Here is a 15,643-nt window from a genome sequence, read left to right on the forward strand (position 1 = left end):
GACAGGCCCGGCATTGTTTCGCCACCGGCCGGCCTTTCCTCTCGGTCTACTTCCCGATCAGCCCCTTCTCCTCCAGGTAAGCCCGGGCCGCGTCCACCGGCTTTGCCCGCTCGGCGTCCACCTTCCGGTTCAACTCCACGAGATCCTCGGTCGTCAACACCTTCGTGATCTTGTCGAGCGCGGCGGCTATCTCCGCCGAACCGGCGTCCTTCGCATTGACGACCGGCAGCACATTGTCGGCGTTCTGCAGCTTCTTGTCGTCTTCCAGCAGCACCAGCCCGAACTGCTCCAGGGTGGCGTCCGTCGTGGTCGTCAGCACCATGTGGTCGATGCCGTCCTTGACGGCCTGCTTGGCCTGCGTCGTACCGACGCCCTTGGGGTCGATGCCCGCCACGTCGATGCCGTACGTCTTCTTCAGGCCCGGCGCGCAGAACGGCCGGATCTCGCACTCGTCGCCCGCCGCGATCTTCACCTTCAGCTTCGAGGCGCCGAGGTCGGAAAGGGTCTTGAGCTTGTTCTTCTCGGCGAATTCCCTGGACACGGCGAAGGCGTTCTGATCCACCGCGCCGCCGGCCGGGAGCACCTTCAGTCCGCGCGGAGAGGCGAGCTTCTCCAGCGCCGCGACGGTGGCGGTGACATCGCTGGAGGCGACCGGCTTCTCCTCCGACGCCTTCGGTCCGTTCACCTTCGCGTTGAGGAATTCCGCAAGCGTAGCCGCATATTCCGGTACGACGTCGATCTCGCCCTTCTCCAGGGCGGGTTCGTACAGCTCCCGGTTCTCCACGGTCCTGATGGAGGTGGTGTATCCGGCGTCCTTCAGCACCTGCGCGTACAGCTCCGCCAGCACGCTGGACTCGGTGAAGCCGGCCGAGCCGACGACCAGCGTGCCCTTGTCGCCGCCGCCGCGGGCCGAGGCGGCGTCCGCGCCGCCCTTCCGCTTCTCCAGGCTGTCGCCCCCGCACGCGGCGAGCCCCCCGGTCAGCGCCGCCACGGCCAGTACCGCACCCGCCAGGCGCGAGGTCCTACTCATCACGTTCTCCGTCCGGATAGGGATACGTCGCTCCGCCGCACCGGGTCCAGGACCCGGCCGGCGAGCACCAGCAGGCCCTCGACCGCCAGGGCGAGCCCCCCGACGATCAGCGCCCCCGCGACCACTTGCGCGGTGTCGTACGTGTTGAAACCCGCGGTGATGATCCGGCCGAGGCCGCCCTGGCCGGCCATCGCGGCGAGCGTCGCGGTGGCGATCACCTGGACCGTCGCCGACCGCAGACCGGTCATCACCATCGGGAAGGCGAGCGGCAGTTCCACCTTCCGGAAGAGCTGGCCCCCGGACATCCCCATGCCGCGCGCCGCCTCCACCACCGCCCGGTCGACCTCGCGCATCCCGAGGTACGCGTTGGTGAGCAGCGGCGGCACCGCGAAGAGCACCAGGGCGAGGATCACCGGCAGGTCGCCGTGGCGCCCCAGCGGAGTGAGCGTCAGCAGCACGAGCACCGCCAGCGTGGGCACCGCCCGCCCCACGTTGGAGAGGTTGACGGCGAGGGTCCCGCCCTTGCCGATGTGCCCGAGCCAGAGCGCCAGGGGCAGGGCGACGAGGCACGCGATCAGCAGGGACACCCCGCTGAAGTACAGGTGCTCGCCGAGCCGGTGCCACACCCCGCTCTCGCCCTGCCAGTTGGCCCCGGTCGTCAGCCACGTCCAGGAGTCGGCCACCGCGCCCACGCCTCAGCCCGCCTTTCCCGTACGGGGACGCGCCCAGGGGGTGAGCAGCCGCTGCGCGCCGAGCAGCAGCAGGTCCGCCACGACCGCCAGCAGCACGCACAGCACCGACGCCGTGAGCACCTGCGCCTTGAAGTAGCTCTTCAGCCCGCCCGTGATGAGCGTGCCGAGCCCGCCGTAGTCGACGAGGGCGCCGACCGTCGTCAGGGCGATGGTGGACACCGTCGCCATCCGCACGCCCGCCATCACGGCCGGGAGCGCCAGGGGCAATTCGACCTCCCACAGCAGGCGCCCGCGCCCGTACCCCATGCCGCGGGCCGCCTCGCGCGTCTCGTCGGGCACGGCCGCGAGCCCGGCCAGGATGTTGCGTACGAGGATCGTGAGCGAGTAGAGCACCAGGCCCGTCACCACCAGGGCGGCCGACAGCCCGAAGAGCGGCAGCAGCAGCGAGAACATCGCCAGCGACGGGATCGTGTAGAGCACGGTCGTCAGCCCGAGCACCGGCCCCGCCCACCGCGGCCGGGCGCGCACCAGCAGCGCCAGCGGGAACGCCACGGCCAGCCCGATCAGCACCGACACGACGGTGATCCACACGTGCTGGACGGTCGCGTCGGTCAGCTCCTGGGCGCGGGAGCGGACGTACTCCGCGCAGATCCAGTCGTTGGCCGCCAAGCAGCTCGACGCCGTGCTCACCCGCTCACCCCCGTTCGCCAGTTCGATCCGCCAACGACCCTAACCCCCGCCACCGACAATCACCCCGCACCGCCACACCACGGCAACATGGGCTTCACACCGCACCGGCCACAATGGGGGAACCATGATCCGATTCGAGCGTGTGACGAAGCGGTACCCCGACGGCACGACCGCCGTCGACGACCTGTCGTTCGAGGTGGCCGAGGGCGAACTGGTCACGCTCGTCGGCCCGTCCGGCTGCGGCAAGACCACCACGATGAAGATGGTCAACCGGCTCATCGAGCCGACCGGGGGCCGCATCCTCGTCGACGGCCAGGACATCGCCGCCGTCGACCCCGTCCGGCTGCGCCGCCGGATCGGCTACGTCATCCAGCAGGTGGGCCTCTTCCCGCACAAGACGGTGCTGGAGAACACCGCGACCGTGCCCCACCTCCTCGGCACCCGGCGCGACCGGGCCCGCGCCCGCGCCGCCGAACTGCTCGACCTCGTGGGGCTCGACCCGGCCACGTACGGCGACCGCTACCCCGACCAGCTCTCCGGCGGCCAGCGCCAGCGCGTCGGCGTGGCCCGGGCGTTGGCCGCCGACCCGCCGGTGCTGCTGATGGACGAGCCGTTCGGGGCGGTCGACCCGGTGGTGCGGGAGCGGCTGCAGAGCGAGTTCCTCAAGCTCCAGTCGCAGATGCGCAAGACGGTCCTGTTCGTCACGCACGACATCGAGGAGGCCGTCCGGCTCGGCGACCGCATCGCCGTCTACGGGCACGGCAGGATCGAGCAGCTGGACACCCCGGCCACCGTGCTCGGCGCCCCCGCCACGCCGTACGTCGCCGACTTCGTCGGCGCGGACCGGGGCCTCAAGCGGCTCTCCGTCACCCCGATCGAGCCGGGCGACCTCGAACAGCCGCCGGTGGTCCACCTGGACGACCCGCTCCCCCGCACGCTGGACTCGCGGTGGGCCGTCGTCCTGGACCGCGAGGACAACCTGCACGGCTGGATCTCCGCCGAGCAGGCCGCGCGCGGCGAGGGCTCCGTACGCGACCACGCGCGCCGCATGGAGGCGTGGCTGCCCGTCGGCGCCTCGCTCAAGCAGGCGTTCGCCACGATGCTCCAGCACGACGCGGGCTGGATCGCGGTCATCGACCGCGAGGAGCGGGGCCGCTTCCTCGGCGTGCTGACCCCGGCCCGGCTGCACGAGGCGCTGCGCCGCTCGACCGCCGCGGACGCGCGGGACGTCCCCCGTACGGACGTGGACGTGGAGACGGTCAGCTAGCGCTCAGCCGGCCGCTCAGCCACACCAGGGCGGGCGGGATCTCGCGGTTCCAGGTGGTGAAGTTGTGCCCGCCGCTGTCGAGGGTGATCGACGACACGCGTGCGGGCGCCTTCACCTTGGCGATGAACGCGCGCGTGCCCTTGAGGTTCCCCTCGCCCTGCTTCGACGTGGTCACCAGGAAGGACGAGCGGCCCTGCGGCAGGTGGTCCAGGCTCCACAGCAGGTCGGCGCGGTCACGCAGCCGCCGGTCGCCCTTGAAGAGGTCGCCGGTGGTGACGTCCTCGGCCGCCTTGTAGTACGCGGAGAGGCCGGCCCCGGCCGCGTACCGCTCGGGGTGGTGCAGGGCGATCTTCAGGGCGCAGTAGCCGCCGGTCGAGTTGCCGATGAAGCCCCAGTTCCGCGGCTGCGTGCCCACGCGGTACGCGCCCGACACGGCCTTCGGGAGGTCCTCGGCGAAGAAGGTCTCGGTCTGCGGGCCGCCGGGGATGTCGACGCACTCGGTGTCCCGGGGCGGTGCCACGGTCGGCCGCAGCATCACCAGCACCATCGGCCGCATCTTCCCGCTCTTGACCTGCTCGTACGCGGTGCGCGGGTACTTCAGGCCCTTGAGGAGGTTCTCGGCGGTGCCCGGGTAGCCGGTCAGGACGACCGCCGCGGGGAAGGTCTTGTCCGCGTACGCCGGCTGGAAGTACTCCGGCGGCAGGTACACGTACGCCGGGCTGGTGATCCCCGACTTCTCCCCGGCGACGAGGACCTTCTGGACCTGCCCTGCCGCCGCGGGGCGCCCGCCGCCCGGCACGCCCTCCGGCTTCAGCTCGGCGACGACCTTGACGGACTTGCCGGCCCTGCCGCCCGCCGAGTGGTCGACGACCACGCCCATCTGCTGCTCCTGGCCGAAGAGGTCGGCCCAGGACCCGTAGAAGAGGAAGTAGTTGTTGGCGGCCAGGCCGACCGACGCGAACAGCGCCAGCTGGGTCGCGAGCAGCAGGCCGACCCTGCCGAGCACCGGGCGCAGGCCCCGGCGCGACAGCCGGGGCCACAGCCACACCGTGGCGGCGAACAGCCCCACGGCGACCACCGCGGCCAGCGCCAGAACCTTGTTGCTGGTCAGACCCATGAGTCGTTCTGGTCCTCTTCGTCGAGAATTTCCCGGAGATGAATGAACCCGCCTCCCCCGGCCGCCGTCCTAGAGAGCGCACGTCTCCGGCCGACCGATTCTGCGGCCGAAAGGAACACTGGAATCTCTCGCGGAGCTACGGGAAACGATGTCTGTCACGAAAGATGGGGATAAGTCGGGATCGGTTCCGAGCCGGGTGCGCCGTGTCCTGCGCGGACCACGCGCCGAGAAGGTTCCCTCCCTGGTGGGCACGGCCTGTACGGCCATCGGCCTGATCGACATCGCCGCCGGGGTCTTCCCCCGCTTCCGGGCCAGCCGCATGCACGCCATCGCCGAGGTGCTCCCCGGCACCCTGGGCCCGCTGTCGGCGGCGCTCTCCCTCAGCGCCGGTGTGCTGCTCCTGCTGCTCGCGCACGGCCTCAAGCGGCACAAGCGCCGCGCCTGGCGCGCCGCGGTGGTCCTGCTGCCGGTCGGCGCGGTGGCCCAGTTCGTCTACCGCCACTCGGTCATCGGCGGCCTGCTCTCGCTCGTCCTGCTGGCGCTGCTGCTGCGCCACCGCAGCGAGTTCGCGGCCCTGCCCGACCCGCGCAGCCGCTGGAAGGCGCTGGCCAACTTCGTCCTGATGGGCGCCGGTTCCATCGCGCTGGGCCTGGTCATCGTCAGCGCCCACCCCGGGAAGGTCGTCGGCAGCCCGAGCCTGAGCGACCGCCTGGAGCACGTCCTGTACGGCCTGCTCGGCGTGGAGGGCCCCGTCGGCTACCGCGGCGGCGTGGACTGGACGGTCGGCTACTCGCTCGGCGCGCTCGGCCTGCTCACCGCCATCACCACCATCTACCTGGCCTTCCGTCCCGAGCACCCGGTCGCCCGGCTCACCGAGGACGACGAGGCCCGGCTGCGCGCGCTGCTGGAGCGGCACGGCGGGCGGGACTCGCTCGGCCACTTCGCGCTCCGCCGCGACAAGGGCGTCGTCTTCTCGCCCAGCGGCAAGGCGGCCGTCTGCTACCGGGTCGTCTCCGGCGTGATGCTGGCCAGCGGCGACCCGATCGGCGACGTCGAGGCCTGGCCCGGCGCCATCGAGCGGTTCATGGACGAGGCCAAGGCCCACTCCTGGACCCCGGCCGTGATGGGCTGCTCCGAGACGGGCGGCGAGGTCTGGACCCGCGAGACCGGCCTGGACGCGCTGGAACTCGGGGACGAGGCGGTGGTGGACGTCGCGGATTTCTCCCTCACCGGGCGCGCCATGCGCAACGTGCGCCAGATGGTCAAGCGCATCGAGCGCAACGGCTACACGACCCGGGTCCGGCGCGCCCGTGACCTGACGGAAGGCGAGCTGGAGCACATACGGCACGCCGCGGCCGACTGGCGCGGCACCGACACCGAGCGCGGCTTCTCCATGGCCCTGGGCCGGATCGGCGACCCGGCGGACGGCGAGGCGGTGATCGCCACCGCCCACAAGGACGACGACGACTCGGCCGGCTCCCCGTACGGCGACCTGAAGGCGATCATCCACTTCGTGCCGTGGGGCACGGACGGCATGTCGCTGGAGCTGATGCGCCGCGACCGGTCCGCCGACCCCGGCATGAACGAGCTGCTGATCGTCGCCGCCCTCCAGGCCGCGCCCACGCTGGGCGTCAAGCGGGTCTCGCTGAACTTCGCCATGTTCCGCTCCGCCCTCGCGCGCGGCGAGAAGCTCGGCGCCGGCCCGGTGCTGCGGGTGTGGCGGGGGTTGCTGGTGTTCCTCTCCCGCTGGTTCCAGATCGAGTCGCTGTACAAGTTCAACGCGAAGTTCCGGCCCCGCTGGGAGCCCCGCTTCGTGGTGTACCGCAACACGCGCGACCTGCCGCGCATCGGTTTCGCCGCGATGCAGGCCGAGGGCTTCGTGAACCTCGCCCTGCCCCGGCCCTTCCGCCGCCGCGCCGCCGCCGCGCCCCGCCCCTGCGCGCACCTGCCCCGCCCCGGCGCGGAACACGAGGTCCGCGCCGCCTGAGCCGCAGCGGGCCCGGCCTGATCGACAAGACACCCCCTAGGCTGGACGCATGAGTACGTTGCGCGCGCGTGGCACGGCCCGGGGCCTGCCGGAGTGGGACCGCTGTGCGGTCATGGGGGTCGTCAATGTGACGCCCGACTCCTTCTCCGACGGCGGCCGCTGGTTCGACACCACGGCCGCCATCAAGCACGGCCTGGAGCTGGTCGCCCAGGGCGCCGACCTGGTGGACGTGGGCGGTGAGTCCACGCGCCCCGGCGCCACGCGCGTCGACGAGGACGAGGAGCTGCGGCGGGTCGTCCCCGTCGTACGCGGCCTGGCGGCCGAGGGGGTGACGGTCTCCGTCGACACCATGCGCGCCTCCGTGGCCCGCCGGGCGGTCGAGGCGGGCGCCGTCCTGGTCAACGACGTCAGCGGCGGCCTCGCCGACCCCGAGATGGTGCCGTCCGTGGCCGCCGCCGAGGTGGCGTTCGTCGTCATGCACTGGCGCGGCTTCAGCGACACCATGAACAGCCTCGCCGTCTACGACGACGTGGTCGCCGAGGTCCTCGCCGAGCTCCGCGCGCGCCTGGAGGCAGTCGTCGAGGCAGGTGTCGCACCGGAGCGGATCATCGTCGACCCGGGCCTGGGCTTCGCCAAGCAGGCGCCGCACGACCTCGCCCTCGTCGCCCACCTGGCCGACCTGCGCACTCTGGGCCGCCCGCTGCTGGTGGCCGCCTCGCGCAAACGGTTCCTCGGCCACATCCTGGCCGCCGAGGGCGCGCCGCCGCCCCCGGCGCGCGAGCGGGACGCGGCCACCGCCGCCGTCTCGGCCATCGCCGCGCACGAGGGCGCCTGGGCGGTACGCGTCCACGACGTACGGGCGACGGCGGACGCGGTACGGGTCGCCCGCGCCGTCGAGGGAGCCCTGTGAGCGACGCGCGCACCAACGACACGGAAGCGGTCGAACTGGCCAACACCGCCTTCTACGAGGCGATGGAGCGCGGCGACTTCGAGACCATCTCCGACCTGTGGCTCGACGAGGCGTACGGCGGGATCTCCTGCGTGCACCCGGGCTGGCCGGTCCTGTCCGGCCGCGGCGAGGTGCTCCGCTCGTACGCGCTGATCATGGCGAACACCGAGTACATCCAGTTCTTCCTGACCGATGTGAAGGTGTCCGTGGCCGGCGAGACGGCCCTGGTGACCTGCACCGAGAACATCCTCAGCGGCGGCCCCGCCGAGGACGGCGCCGAGCTGGGGCCGCTCGTCGGCCAGCTGGTCGTCGCGACGAACGTCTTCCGCCGCACCCCCGACGGATGGCGGATCTGGGCGCACCACGGTTCGCCCGTTCTGGCCGAATCCGGCGACGAGGACGACGACGAAAACGGCTCCTGAGTGGGTAGGCGGGCACAAGCGAGGCCCGTGGGCGGGCGCTGTCGGTGGTCGCAGGTAGATTCGAGTGGTGGCAACGCGCGTCGACCGCACCCGGCCGTGTGCCCGCCCGACCAACGACAGCAGGAGTGATTCGCGTGGATCGTGTCGCGCTGCGCGGCCTCAAGGCCCGTGGGCACCATGGCGTCTTCCCCCGGGAGCGCGAGGAGGGCCAGACCTTCATCGTCGACCTGGTGCTGGGCCTCGACACCCGCCCGGCGGCGGCCGACGACGACCTGGCGAAGACCGTGCACTACGGCATCGTGGCGGAGGAGGTCGTGGACGTCGTGCAGGGGGAGCCGGTGGACCTGATCGAGACCCTCGCCGAGCGCATCGCCCAGCAGTGCCTGAAGCACGGCGGGGTCCAGGAGGTCGAGGTGACCGTGCACAAGCCGGACGCCCCGATCACCGTCCCCTTCGACGACGTCACCATCACCATCACACGGAGGCGCGCATGAAGAGCACGCAGAGCGACCCGACGGTACAGCCGGTGCCCGCCTCCGTGGTGGAGCAGGTCGACGCCGCGGACATCACGCTCTCCAACCCGAAGCGGGCCGTGATCGCCCTCGGTTCCAACCTCGGCAACCGCCTGGAGACCCTGCAGGGCGCCATCGACGCGCTGGAGGACACCCCGGGCGTCCGGGTCAAGGCGGTCTCGCCCGTGTACGAGACGGAGCCGTGGGGCGTCGACCCCAGCTCCCAGCCGTCGTACTTCAACGCGGTCGTCGTGCTGAAGACCACGCTGCCCCCGGCGTCCCTGCTGGAGCGGGCGCACGCCGTGGAGGAGGCCTTCCACCGGGTCCGCGAGGAGCGCTGGGGCGCCCGCACGCTCGACGTCGACATCGTGGCGTACGCGGACGTCGTCTCCGACGACCCGGTCCTGACCCTGCCGCACCCCCGGGCCCACGAGCGCGCCTTCGTGCTGGCTCCGTGGCACGACGTGGACCCGGAGGCCCAGCTTCCCGGCGCCGGCGCGGTCGCCGACCTGCTGACGGCCGTCGGCAGGGAGGGCGTCCTCGCCCGGGCGGACCTGGAACTGCGACTGCCGGAGTAGTCGTTGATCAGGACACAGACCGTACGGCGCCGACCACGGCCACCACGTAAGGACACCCGGTGAAGCAACTGCGGCTCACGGTACTGGCCGGACTCTTCGCCGTCGCCGGCATCCTCTCCTGGGGCGGCGCCCGGCTGTGGGAGTCGTTCGGCACCCTGCCGAGCGTCCCGCTCGCCGCGCCGATCGTCCTCGCCGCGATCGCCGTCGTCCTGCTGGCGACGGCCCTCTCGCTCCGCTCCCGCCTGCGCGCCCAGCGCGAGCGCCGGCCGGGGGCGAAGGGCGTCGAGCCGCTGATGGCGGCCCGCGCGGTGGTGTTCGGCCAGGCAAGCGCCCTGGTCACCGCCCTGGTCAGCGGCATGTACGGCGGGACGGGCGTCTTCCTGCTCGGCTCCCTCGACGTCCCGGCCCGCCGCGACCAGGCGATCTACGCCGGCTTCTCGGTGGCGGCGGGTATCGCGGTGATCGCGGCGGCGATGTTCCTGGAGCGGGTGTGCAGGCTTCCGGAGGACGACGACGAGGTCCCGTCCCCGGGCTGAGCCACCCGGCCGCCGGCGTGCCGCGCTACAGCAGCGTGCCGCCCGCGACCTCCGTCTCGGCGAGGATCGCCGACAGCCGGTCCAGCACGTCGGAGGGGAGCTCGACGCGCGCCGCGGCGAGGTTCTCCTCGATGTGGGCGGGAGTGCGGCTGCCCGGGATCGGCACCACGTGCCGGTCCTGGGCCAGCAGCCAGGCCAGGGCCAGCTGCGCCGGGGTGAGGTCCAGCTCGGCGGCGATGCCCCGGACGGGCGCGAAGCGGTCGTTGTTGGCCTGGTGGTTCGCGGCGCTGAAGCGCGGCATCTGCTGCCGGAAGTCGCCTTCCTTCACCTCGCCGACCGTGCCGGTGAGGAACCCCGCGCCGAGCGGGGACCAGGCCACCAGGCCCACGCCGAGCTCGTGGGCGGCGGCGAGCAGCTCGGGGTCGACCGGGCGCCACATGGACCACTCGGTCTGGACGGCGGCCACCGGGTGTACGGCGTGCGCGGCGCGCAGCTGCTCGGCGGTGACGTTCGACAGGCCGAGGTGGCGGACCAGACCCGCCCGGATCAGGTCCGCGACCGCGCCGACGGTGTCCTCCAGCGGCACCTGCGGGTCGGGGAAGTGCGGGTAGTAGAGGTCGATCCGGTCGGTGCCGAGCTCCCGCAGGCTCGCCTCGGCGTAGCCCCGTACGTGCTTGGGGTCGGCGTTGACGGCCAGCTCACCGAAGGCGAAGCCGACCGGGAAGGGGTGCGGCTCGACGCCCTCGGGCAGCCGGAAGCCGAACTTGGTGGCGAGGGCCACCTCGTCGCGCCGCCCGCGCAGCGCCTTGCCTATGAGCCGCTCGTTGTGGCCGTCGGCGCCGTACCCGTCGGAGGTGTCGATGAGCGTGGCGCCCGCGTCGACGGCGGCGAGCAGCGCCCGCTCGCCGCGCTCGTCGTCGATCTCGCCGTACACACCCGGGGACAGCACCATCGCGCCGAACCCGAGGGCGGACACCTCCAGCCCGCCGAGCGAGCGCGTGGGCAACGGCGTCGACTGCTCGTTCGTGATCGTCATGCCGAGAGTCTTCACGGCACGACGGACCGCGTCCACCATCTGTCCGGCATGAAAGATGGCTGAAAACAAGGGAGTTGACCACTCCGGCGCCCCCTCCGGCGCGGCCGGCAGGACGCCTACTCGGCCATGATGAGGCTCATCGCCTCCGCGCGCGTCGCCACATCGCGCAGCTGGCCGCGCACCGCCGAGGTGATCGTCTTCGCGCCGGGCTTGCGGATGCCGCGCATCGACATGCACATGTGCTCGCACTCGATGACGACGATGACGCCCCGGGGCTCCAGGATCTTCATCAGCGATTCGGCGATCTGGGTGGTGAGGCGCTCCTGCACCTGCGGCCGGCGGGCGTAGACGTCCACGAGCCGGGCCAGCTTGGACAGGCCCGTTATCTTGCCGCTGGTGGACGGGATGTACCCGACGTGGGCGACGCCCCGGAAGGGCACCAGGTGGTGCTCGCAGCAGGACGTGACCTCGATGTCCTTCACCAGGATCATCTCGTCGTGACCGAGGTCGAAGGTGGTCGTCAGGACGTCCTCGGGCTCCTGCCACAGCCCCGCGAATATCTCCTTGTACGCCCGCGCCACCCGGGCGGGGGTCTCCCGCAGGCCTTCGCGGTCCGGGTCCTCGCCAACCGCGATGAGGAGTTCACGTACGGCGTTCTCGGCGCGCTTCTCGTCGAACACGCCGATCGTGCCCTCGCCGTCCAGAGTCACCGGGTCGGTCATGTGTGCCTCGTTCCGTATTGCCTGAGTACGCGCGTACGTGAAAAGCCGCGCCCCCACAGGCTAGAACCTGGGGGGCGCGGCTTTCATTCCGGGGCTTCCGGGAGCTTCCCGGCCGTACCGGGGCTTACGCCTCGGGGCGGTCCTCCGTGACCGGCTCCGCCGCCGGGGCGGTGGTGGTGTCGGAGGGGCCGGAGCCGTTCGTCCCGGCGGTACCCGCCGCGCCGTTGGTCAGCGCCAGCTCCTTCGGCGACAGCACCGGCGGCCGCGTCGACGGCGTACGCCGCGAGGAGCCGGTCCACGCCGGGCGGGCCGGGCGCTTGACGATCGGGGCGAAGATCTCGGCGATCTCCTCCTTGCCGAGCGTCTCCTTCTCCAGCAGCCGCAGGACGAGGTTGTCGAGGACGTCACGGTTCTCGACCAGGATCTCCCACGCCTCGTTGTGCGCGGTCTCGATGAGCTTCTTGACCTCTTCGTCGACGAGCGCGGCGACCTCTTCCGAGTAGTCGCGCTGGTGCGCCATCTCGCGGCCCAGGAAGGGCTCGCTGTTGTCGCCGCCGAACTTGATCGCGCCGAGCCGCTCGGTCATGCCGTACTGCGTGACCATGGCCCGCGCGGTCGCGGTCGCCTTCTCGATGTCGTTGGCCGCGCCCGTGGTCGGGTCGTGGAAGACCAGCTCCTCGGCCGCGCGCCCGCCCAGCATGTAGGCCAGCTGGTCGAGCATCTCGTTGCGCGTGGTGGAGTACTTGTCCTCGTCCGGCAGGACCATGGTGTAGCCCAGGGCCCGGCCACGGGACAGGATGGTGATCTTGTGGACCGGGTCGGAGTTCGGACAGGCCGCCGCGACCAGGGCGTGACCGCCCTCGTGGTACGCGGTGATCTTCTTCTCCTTGTCCGACATGATCCGGGTCCGCTTCTGCGGGCCCGCGACCACCCGGTCGATCGCCTCGTCCAGCATGTGGTTGTCGATCAGCTTCTTGTCCGAGCGGGCGGTCAGCAGCGCCGCCTCGTTCAGGACGTTGGACAGATCGGCACCGGTGAAGCCGGGCGTACGACGGGCCACGGCGGCCAGATCGACGTCCGGGGCGACCGGCTTGCCCTTCTGGTGGACCTTGAGGATCTCCAGGCGGCCCTGCATGTCCGGGCGGTCGACGGCGATCTGCCGGTCGAAGCGGCCCGGGCGCAGCAGCGCCGGGTCGAGGATGTCCGGCCGGTTGGTGGCGGCGATCAGGATGACGCCGCCCTTCACGTCGAAGCCGTCCATCTCGACGAGCAGCTGGTTGAGGGTCTGCTCGCGCTCGTCGTGACCGCCGCCGAGGCCCGCGCCGCGGTGCCGGCCGACGGCGTCGATCTCGTCGACGAAGACGATCGCCGGGGCGTTCGCCTTGGCCTGCTCGAAGAGGTCGCGCACACGCGAGGCACCGACACCGACGAACATCTCGACGAAGTCGGAGCCGGAGATCGAGTAGAACGGCACGCCGGCCTCGCCCGCGACGGCGCGCGCAAGGAGCGTCTTGCCCGTACCGGGCGGGCCGTACAGCAGCACGCCCTTGGGGATCTTGGCGCCGACGGCCTGGAACTTCGCCGGCTCCTGGAGGAACTCCTTGATCTCGTGGAGCTCCTCGACGGCCTCGTCGGACCCCGCCACGTCGGCGAAGGTCGTCTTCGGGGTGTCCTTGGTGATCAGCTTGGCCTTGGACTTCCCGAAGTTCATGACCCGGGAGCCGCCGCCCTGCATCTGATTCATCAGGAACAGGAAGACCACGACGATCAGCACGAAGGGCAGCAGCGAGAGCAGCACCGAGACGAACGGCGACTGCTTCGACGGCGAGACCGTGTAGCTCTTCTCGATCTCACCCGCCGCGAACTTCTTCTGCAGCGTGGCGGCCAGGTCGGAGCCCTGCGTGCCGATGTAGCTCGCCTGGACCTTGTCGGAGTTGTCGACCTTGAAGCCGTCCTTCAGGTCGATCTTGATCATCTGCTCGTCGCCGGTGGTGAGCTTGGCCTGCTCGACCTGGTTCTTGTCGATGGCCTGGACGACCTTGCCGGTGTCCACCGTCTTGTAGCCGCCCGACGAGCCGACGACCTGCATCAACACGACCACGGCGAGGACGGCCAGCACGATCCACATGACCGGCCCACGGAAGTATCGCTTCACGTCCATCCATACGGAGCGATGACGCCCCGTCCCTCCTGCCCGTAGGTAAATGCTGCTATGAGAAAAGACTGTTCTTCGGACGGTACCCCAGCATTGTCACCCGCGACCGCCTTCCCATGCTCCAACGGCGGGAAGGAGGCCGGGGTTCCCGTACGGCGCCGGGACCTCACGCACTAGCCGCCGTAGACGTGCGGCGCCAGCGTCCCGACGAAGGGGAGGTTGCGGTACTTCTCCGCGTAATCCAGGCCGTATCCGACGACGAACTCGTTGGGGATGTCGAATCCGATCCACTTCACGTCGATCGCGACCTTCGCCGCCTCGGGCTTGCGCAGCAGGGTGCAGACCTCCAGGGAGGCCGGCTCGCGCGAGCCGAGGTTCGACAGCAGCCACGACAGGGTCAGGCCGGAGTCGATGATGTCCTCGACGATCAGGACGTGCTTGCCCTTGATGTCGGTGTCCAGGTCCTTGAGGATCCGGACCACGCCGGAGGACTGGGTGCCCGCCCCGTACGAGGAGACGGCCATCCAGTCCATCGTGACGGGGGTGGACAGCGCGCGCGCCAGGTCCGCCATCACCATCACGGCGCCCTTGAGGACGCCGACGATGAGCAGGTCCTTGCCCGCGTACTCAGCGTCGATCTTCGCGGCCAGCTCGGCCAGCTTCGCGTCGATCTCTTCCTTGGTGATGAGCACCGACTGGAGGTCGGCGCCCATGTCTTTCTCGTTCACCCGGGTCACTTTCGTTGCAGCCTGCGTCAGCCTTGCCGAATGACCAGTCTGCCACCCTGCCGGCGTGCCTCGACGCGGCCGGGCAGATTGATGGCCCCCTGACCGCGCCAGCTGGTGATCAGCCGGTCGAGTTCCTCGATGTGCCGGGCGAAGAGGGAGCCCGCCGGGGCGCCCTCGGCGATGGCGGCGCGGCGCAGTACGCGGCGGCGGACGGCGGGCGGCAGCGCGTACAGCCGGGCGCAGACCAGCTGGCCGGTCTCGTCCCGTACGGACGCCTCGACGTCGGCGGCCCAGGTGTCGAGCGCGTCGGCGTCGTCCCGGCAGAGCTGGGCCGTACGGGCGAGGGCCTCGACGACGCCCTTGCCGAGCGACTTCTCCAGGGCGGGCAGCCCCTCGTGGCGCAGCCGCGACCGGGTGTAGGCCGGGTCGGCGTTCATGGGGTCGTCCCAGACGGGCAGCGACTGCACCATGCAGGCCTTGCGGGCCGTCTGGCGGTCGAGCTGGAGGAAGGGGCGGCGGTAGCGGCCCTCGGCGCCGGAGACGGCGGCCATCCCGGACAGCGAGCGGATGCCGGAACCGCGGGCGAGGCCGAGCAGCACCGTCTCGGCCTGGTCGTCGCGGGTGTGCCCGAGCAGCACGGCGGCGGCGCCCAGCCGCTCGGCGGCCTCGTCCAGCGCGGCGTACCGGGCGTCGCGGGCCGCGGCCTCGGGGCCGCCGTCGCGGCCGACGGTGACGGTGACGGCCTCGACCGGCTCCAGCCCCATGGCGGTGAGGCGGGCGGCGACCTCGGTGGCGCGCAGGCCGGAGCCGTCCTGGAGCCCGTGGTCGACGGTGATGCCACCGGCGCGGACGGGCAGCTTGCGGGCCTCGAAGGCGAGGGCGGAGGCGAGCGCCATGGAGTCGGCGCCGCCGGAGCAGGCGACCAGCACGAGCGGCGTCGGCGGCTCGACGCGGGGAGCGCCCGGGGGTGCGCTCGGTGCGGCCGGCGCGCCCGACGGCCTCGGCGCGCCCGATGCGGTCGTGCTGAGCTCGGGGGCGGTGTGCTGCGCGGTGTGCTCGGTGAGAACGTCGTGGAGAACGCGGCGGACCGCCAGGCGTATCGCCGCGACCGCAGGATGGGGACCCATGTCCGGTGCCCTTCGTGTGAAGTTTGGGGGGTGCCTCGGTCGGAGTCTTAACGGTCGGACCGGAGGGTTCGGTCACTCACGGTGCATCGATCGTG

Annotated in this window: 16 protein-coding genes; 7 read left to right on the forward strand and 9 right to left on the reverse strand. The window is 71.5% G+C overall.

Annotated elements, in window-relative coordinates; translation table 11 throughout:
• Window positions 1-46 precede the first annotated feature (46 nt).
• From AC07FJ_RS13210 to AC07FJ_RS13220, 3 genes are read right to left on the reverse strand one after another with little or no spacing between them, the layout of a single operon-like run.
• Entirely contained in the window at window positions 47-1,030 is a 984-nt protein-coding gene (locus tag AC07FJ_RS13210; protein WP_479048435.1) for an ABC transporter substrate-binding protein, read from the reverse strand.
• Window positions 1,030-1,722, reverse strand: coding sequence for an ABC transporter permease (locus AC07FJ_RS13215; protein WP_479048437.1), 693 nt, complete (start codon window positions 1,720-1,722; stop codon window positions 1,030-1,032). The genes AC07FJ_RS13210 and AC07FJ_RS13215 overlap by 1 nt, the downstream gene beginning before the upstream one ends.
• Before the next feature lie 3 nt (window positions 1,723-1,725).
• Window positions 1,726-2,412: an ABC transporter permease gene (locus AC07FJ_RS13220; RefSeq protein WP_479048439.1), complete on the reverse strand. Its 687-nt coding sequence runs from the start codon at window positions 2,410-2,412 to the stop codon at window positions 1,726-1,728.
• Between the two features lie 124 nt (window positions 2,413-2,536).
• On the opposite strand from AC07FJ_RS13220, the gene AC07FJ_RS13225 reads away from it, so the two are divergent.
• Window positions 2,537-3,679 (forward strand): ABC transporter ATP-binding protein, encoded by a 1,143-nt coding sequence (locus AC07FJ_RS13225; RefSeq protein ID WP_479048442.1) that lies wholly within the window; start codon window positions 2,537-2,539, stop codon window positions 3,677-3,679.
• On the opposite strand, the gene AC07FJ_RS13230 is transcribed toward AC07FJ_RS13225, so the two are convergent.
• Window positions 3,672-4,796, reverse strand: a complete 1,125-nt coding sequence (locus tag AC07FJ_RS13230; RefSeq protein WP_479048444.1) for an alpha/beta hydrolase — start codon at window positions 4,794-4,796, stop codon at window positions 3,672-3,674. The two genes, AC07FJ_RS13225 and AC07FJ_RS13230, sit on opposite strands and share 8 nt — an antisense overlap.
• A gap of 148 nt (window positions 4,797-4,944) precedes the next feature.
• On the opposite strand from AC07FJ_RS13230, the gene AC07FJ_RS13235 reads away from it, so the two are divergent.
• The 6 genes from AC07FJ_RS13235 to AC07FJ_RS13260 all read left to right on the forward strand — a co-directional run bounded on the left by AC07FJ_RS13235 (window position 4,945) and on the right by AC07FJ_RS13260 (window position 9,780).
• Complete coding sequence (locus tag AC07FJ_RS13235; protein ID WP_479048446.1) at window positions 4,945-6,783, forward strand: phosphatidylglycerol lysyltransferase domain-containing protein; 1,839 nt, start codon at window positions 4,945-4,947, stop codon at window positions 6,781-6,783.
• A 49-nt stretch (window positions 6,784-6,832) separates the two neighbouring features.
• Window positions 6,833-7,693, forward strand: a complete 861-nt coding sequence (gene folP / locus AC07FJ_RS13240; protein WP_479048448.1) for a dihydropteroate synthase — start codon at window positions 6,833-6,835, stop codon at window positions 7,691-7,693.
• Between the two features lie 62 nt (window positions 7,694-7,755).
• The gene (locus tag AC07FJ_RS13245) at window positions 7,756-8,154 is read left to right on the forward strand and encodes a nuclear transport factor 2 family protein (RefSeq protein ID WP_468287503.1); all 399 of its coding nucleotides are present in this window, start codon (window positions 7,756-7,758) and stop codon (window positions 8,152-8,154) included.
• A gap of 134 nt (window positions 8,155-8,288) precedes the next feature.
• On the forward strand, window positions 8,289-8,648 hold the full coding sequence (gene folB / locus AC07FJ_RS13250; protein ID WP_355363069.1) for a dihydroneopterin aldolase: 360 nt from the start codon (window positions 8,289-8,291) through the stop codon (window positions 8,646-8,648).
• Window positions 8,645-9,244, forward strand: a complete 600-nt coding sequence (folK, locus tag AC07FJ_RS13255) for a 2-amino-4-hydroxy-6-hydroxymethyldihydropteridine diphosphokinase (protein ID WP_479048450.1) — start codon at window positions 8,645-8,647, stop codon at window positions 9,242-9,244. Before folB ends, folK begins: the two co-directional genes overlap by 4 nt.
• A gap of 59 nt (window positions 9,245-9,303) precedes the next feature.
• A complete protein-coding gene (locus AC07FJ_RS13260; RefSeq protein ID WP_479048452.1) occupies window positions 9,304-9,780 on the forward strand; it encodes a DUF3180 domain-containing protein in 477 nt (158 codons plus the stop codon).
• 25 nt (window positions 9,781-9,805) lie between these two features.
• On the opposite strand, the gene AC07FJ_RS13265 is transcribed toward AC07FJ_RS13260, so the two are convergent.
• From AC07FJ_RS13265 to tilS, 5 genes are all read right to left on the reverse strand, one after another.
• Complete coding sequence (locus tag AC07FJ_RS13265) at window positions 9,806-10,816, reverse strand: aldo/keto reductase (RefSeq protein WP_479048454.1); 1,011 nt, start codon at window positions 10,814-10,816, stop codon at window positions 9,806-9,808.
• Between the two features lie 116 nt (window positions 10,817-10,932).
• The gene (gene folE / locus AC07FJ_RS13270; protein WP_468287265.1) at window positions 10,933-11,538 is read right to left on the reverse strand and encodes a GTP cyclohydrolase I FolE; all 606 of its coding nucleotides are present in this window, start codon (window positions 11,536-11,538) and stop codon (window positions 10,933-10,935) included.
• Between the two features lie 124 nt (window positions 11,539-11,662).
• On the reverse strand, window positions 11,663-13,699 hold the full coding sequence (gene ftsH, locus AC07FJ_RS13275) for an ATP-dependent zinc metalloprotease FtsH (protein WP_479048457.1): 2,037 nt from the start codon (window positions 13,697-13,699) through the stop codon (window positions 11,663-11,665).
• A 167-nt stretch (window positions 13,700-13,866) separates the two neighbouring features.
• Window positions 13,867-14,406, reverse strand: coding sequence for a hypoxanthine phosphoribosyltransferase (hpt, locus tag AC07FJ_RS13280; RefSeq protein ID WP_031077393.1), 540 nt, complete (start codon window positions 14,404-14,406; stop codon window positions 13,867-13,869).
• 41 nt (window positions 14,407-14,447) lie between these two features.
• Window positions 14,448-15,548 (reverse strand): tRNA lysidine(34) synthetase TilS, encoded by a 1,101-nt coding sequence (tilS, locus tag AC07FJ_RS13285; protein WP_479048460.1) that lies wholly within the window; start codon window positions 15,546-15,548, stop codon window positions 14,448-14,450.
• Window positions 15,549-15,643 lie beyond the last annotated feature (95 nt).

This window comes from Streptomyces sp. NPDC045998 (assembly GCF_056430285.1).

Bases quoted from the DNA above. Each gene is read 5' to 3' on its own strand.
- AC07FJ_RS13230 (WP_479048444.1), bottom strand. From the start codon at position 4,796: ATGGGTCTGACCAGCAACAAGGTTCTGGCGCTGGCCGCGGTGGTCGCC.
- folP (WP_479048448.1), top strand. From the start codon at position 6,833: ATGAGTACGTTGCGCGCGCGTGGCACGGCCCGGGGCCTGCCGGAGTGG.
- hpt (WP_031077393.1), bottom strand. From the start codon at position 14,406: ATGGGCGCCGACCTCCAGTCGGTGCTCATCACCAAGGAAGAGATCGAC.
- folK (WP_479048450.1), top strand. From the start codon at position 8,645: ATGAAGAGCACGCAGAGCGACCCGACGGTACAGCCGGTGCCCGCCTCC.
- AC07FJ_RS13235 (WP_479048446.1), top strand. From the start codon at position 4,945: ATGTCTGTCACGAAAGATGGGGATAAGTCGGGATCGGTTCCGAGCCGG.
- AC07FJ_RS13265 (WP_479048454.1), bottom strand. From the start codon at position 10,816: ATGACGATCACGAACGAGCAGTCGACGCCGTTGCCCACGCGCTCGCTC.
- AC07FJ_RS13225 (WP_479048442.1), top strand. From the start codon at position 2,537: ATGATCCGATTCGAGCGTGTGACGAAGCGGTACCCCGACGGCACGACC.
- folE (WP_468287265.1), bottom strand. From the start codon at position 11,538: ATGACCGACCCGGTGACTCTGGACGGCGAGGGCACGATCGGCGTGTTC.
- AC07FJ_RS13210 (WP_479048435.1), bottom strand. From the start codon at position 1,030: ATGAGTAGGACCTCGCGCCTGGCGGGTGCGGTACTGGCCGTGGCGGCG.
- tilS (WP_479048460.1), bottom strand. From the start codon at position 15,548: ATGGGTCCCCATCCTGCGGTCGCGGCGATACGCCTGGCGGTCCGCCGC.
- AC07FJ_RS13245 (WP_468287503.1), top strand. From the start codon at position 7,756: ATGGAGCGCGGCGACTTCGAGACCATCTCCGACCTGTGGCTCGACGAG.
- ftsH (WP_479048457.1), bottom strand. From the start codon at position 13,699: ATGGACGTGAAGCGATACTTCCGTGGGCCGGTCATGTGGATCGTGCTG.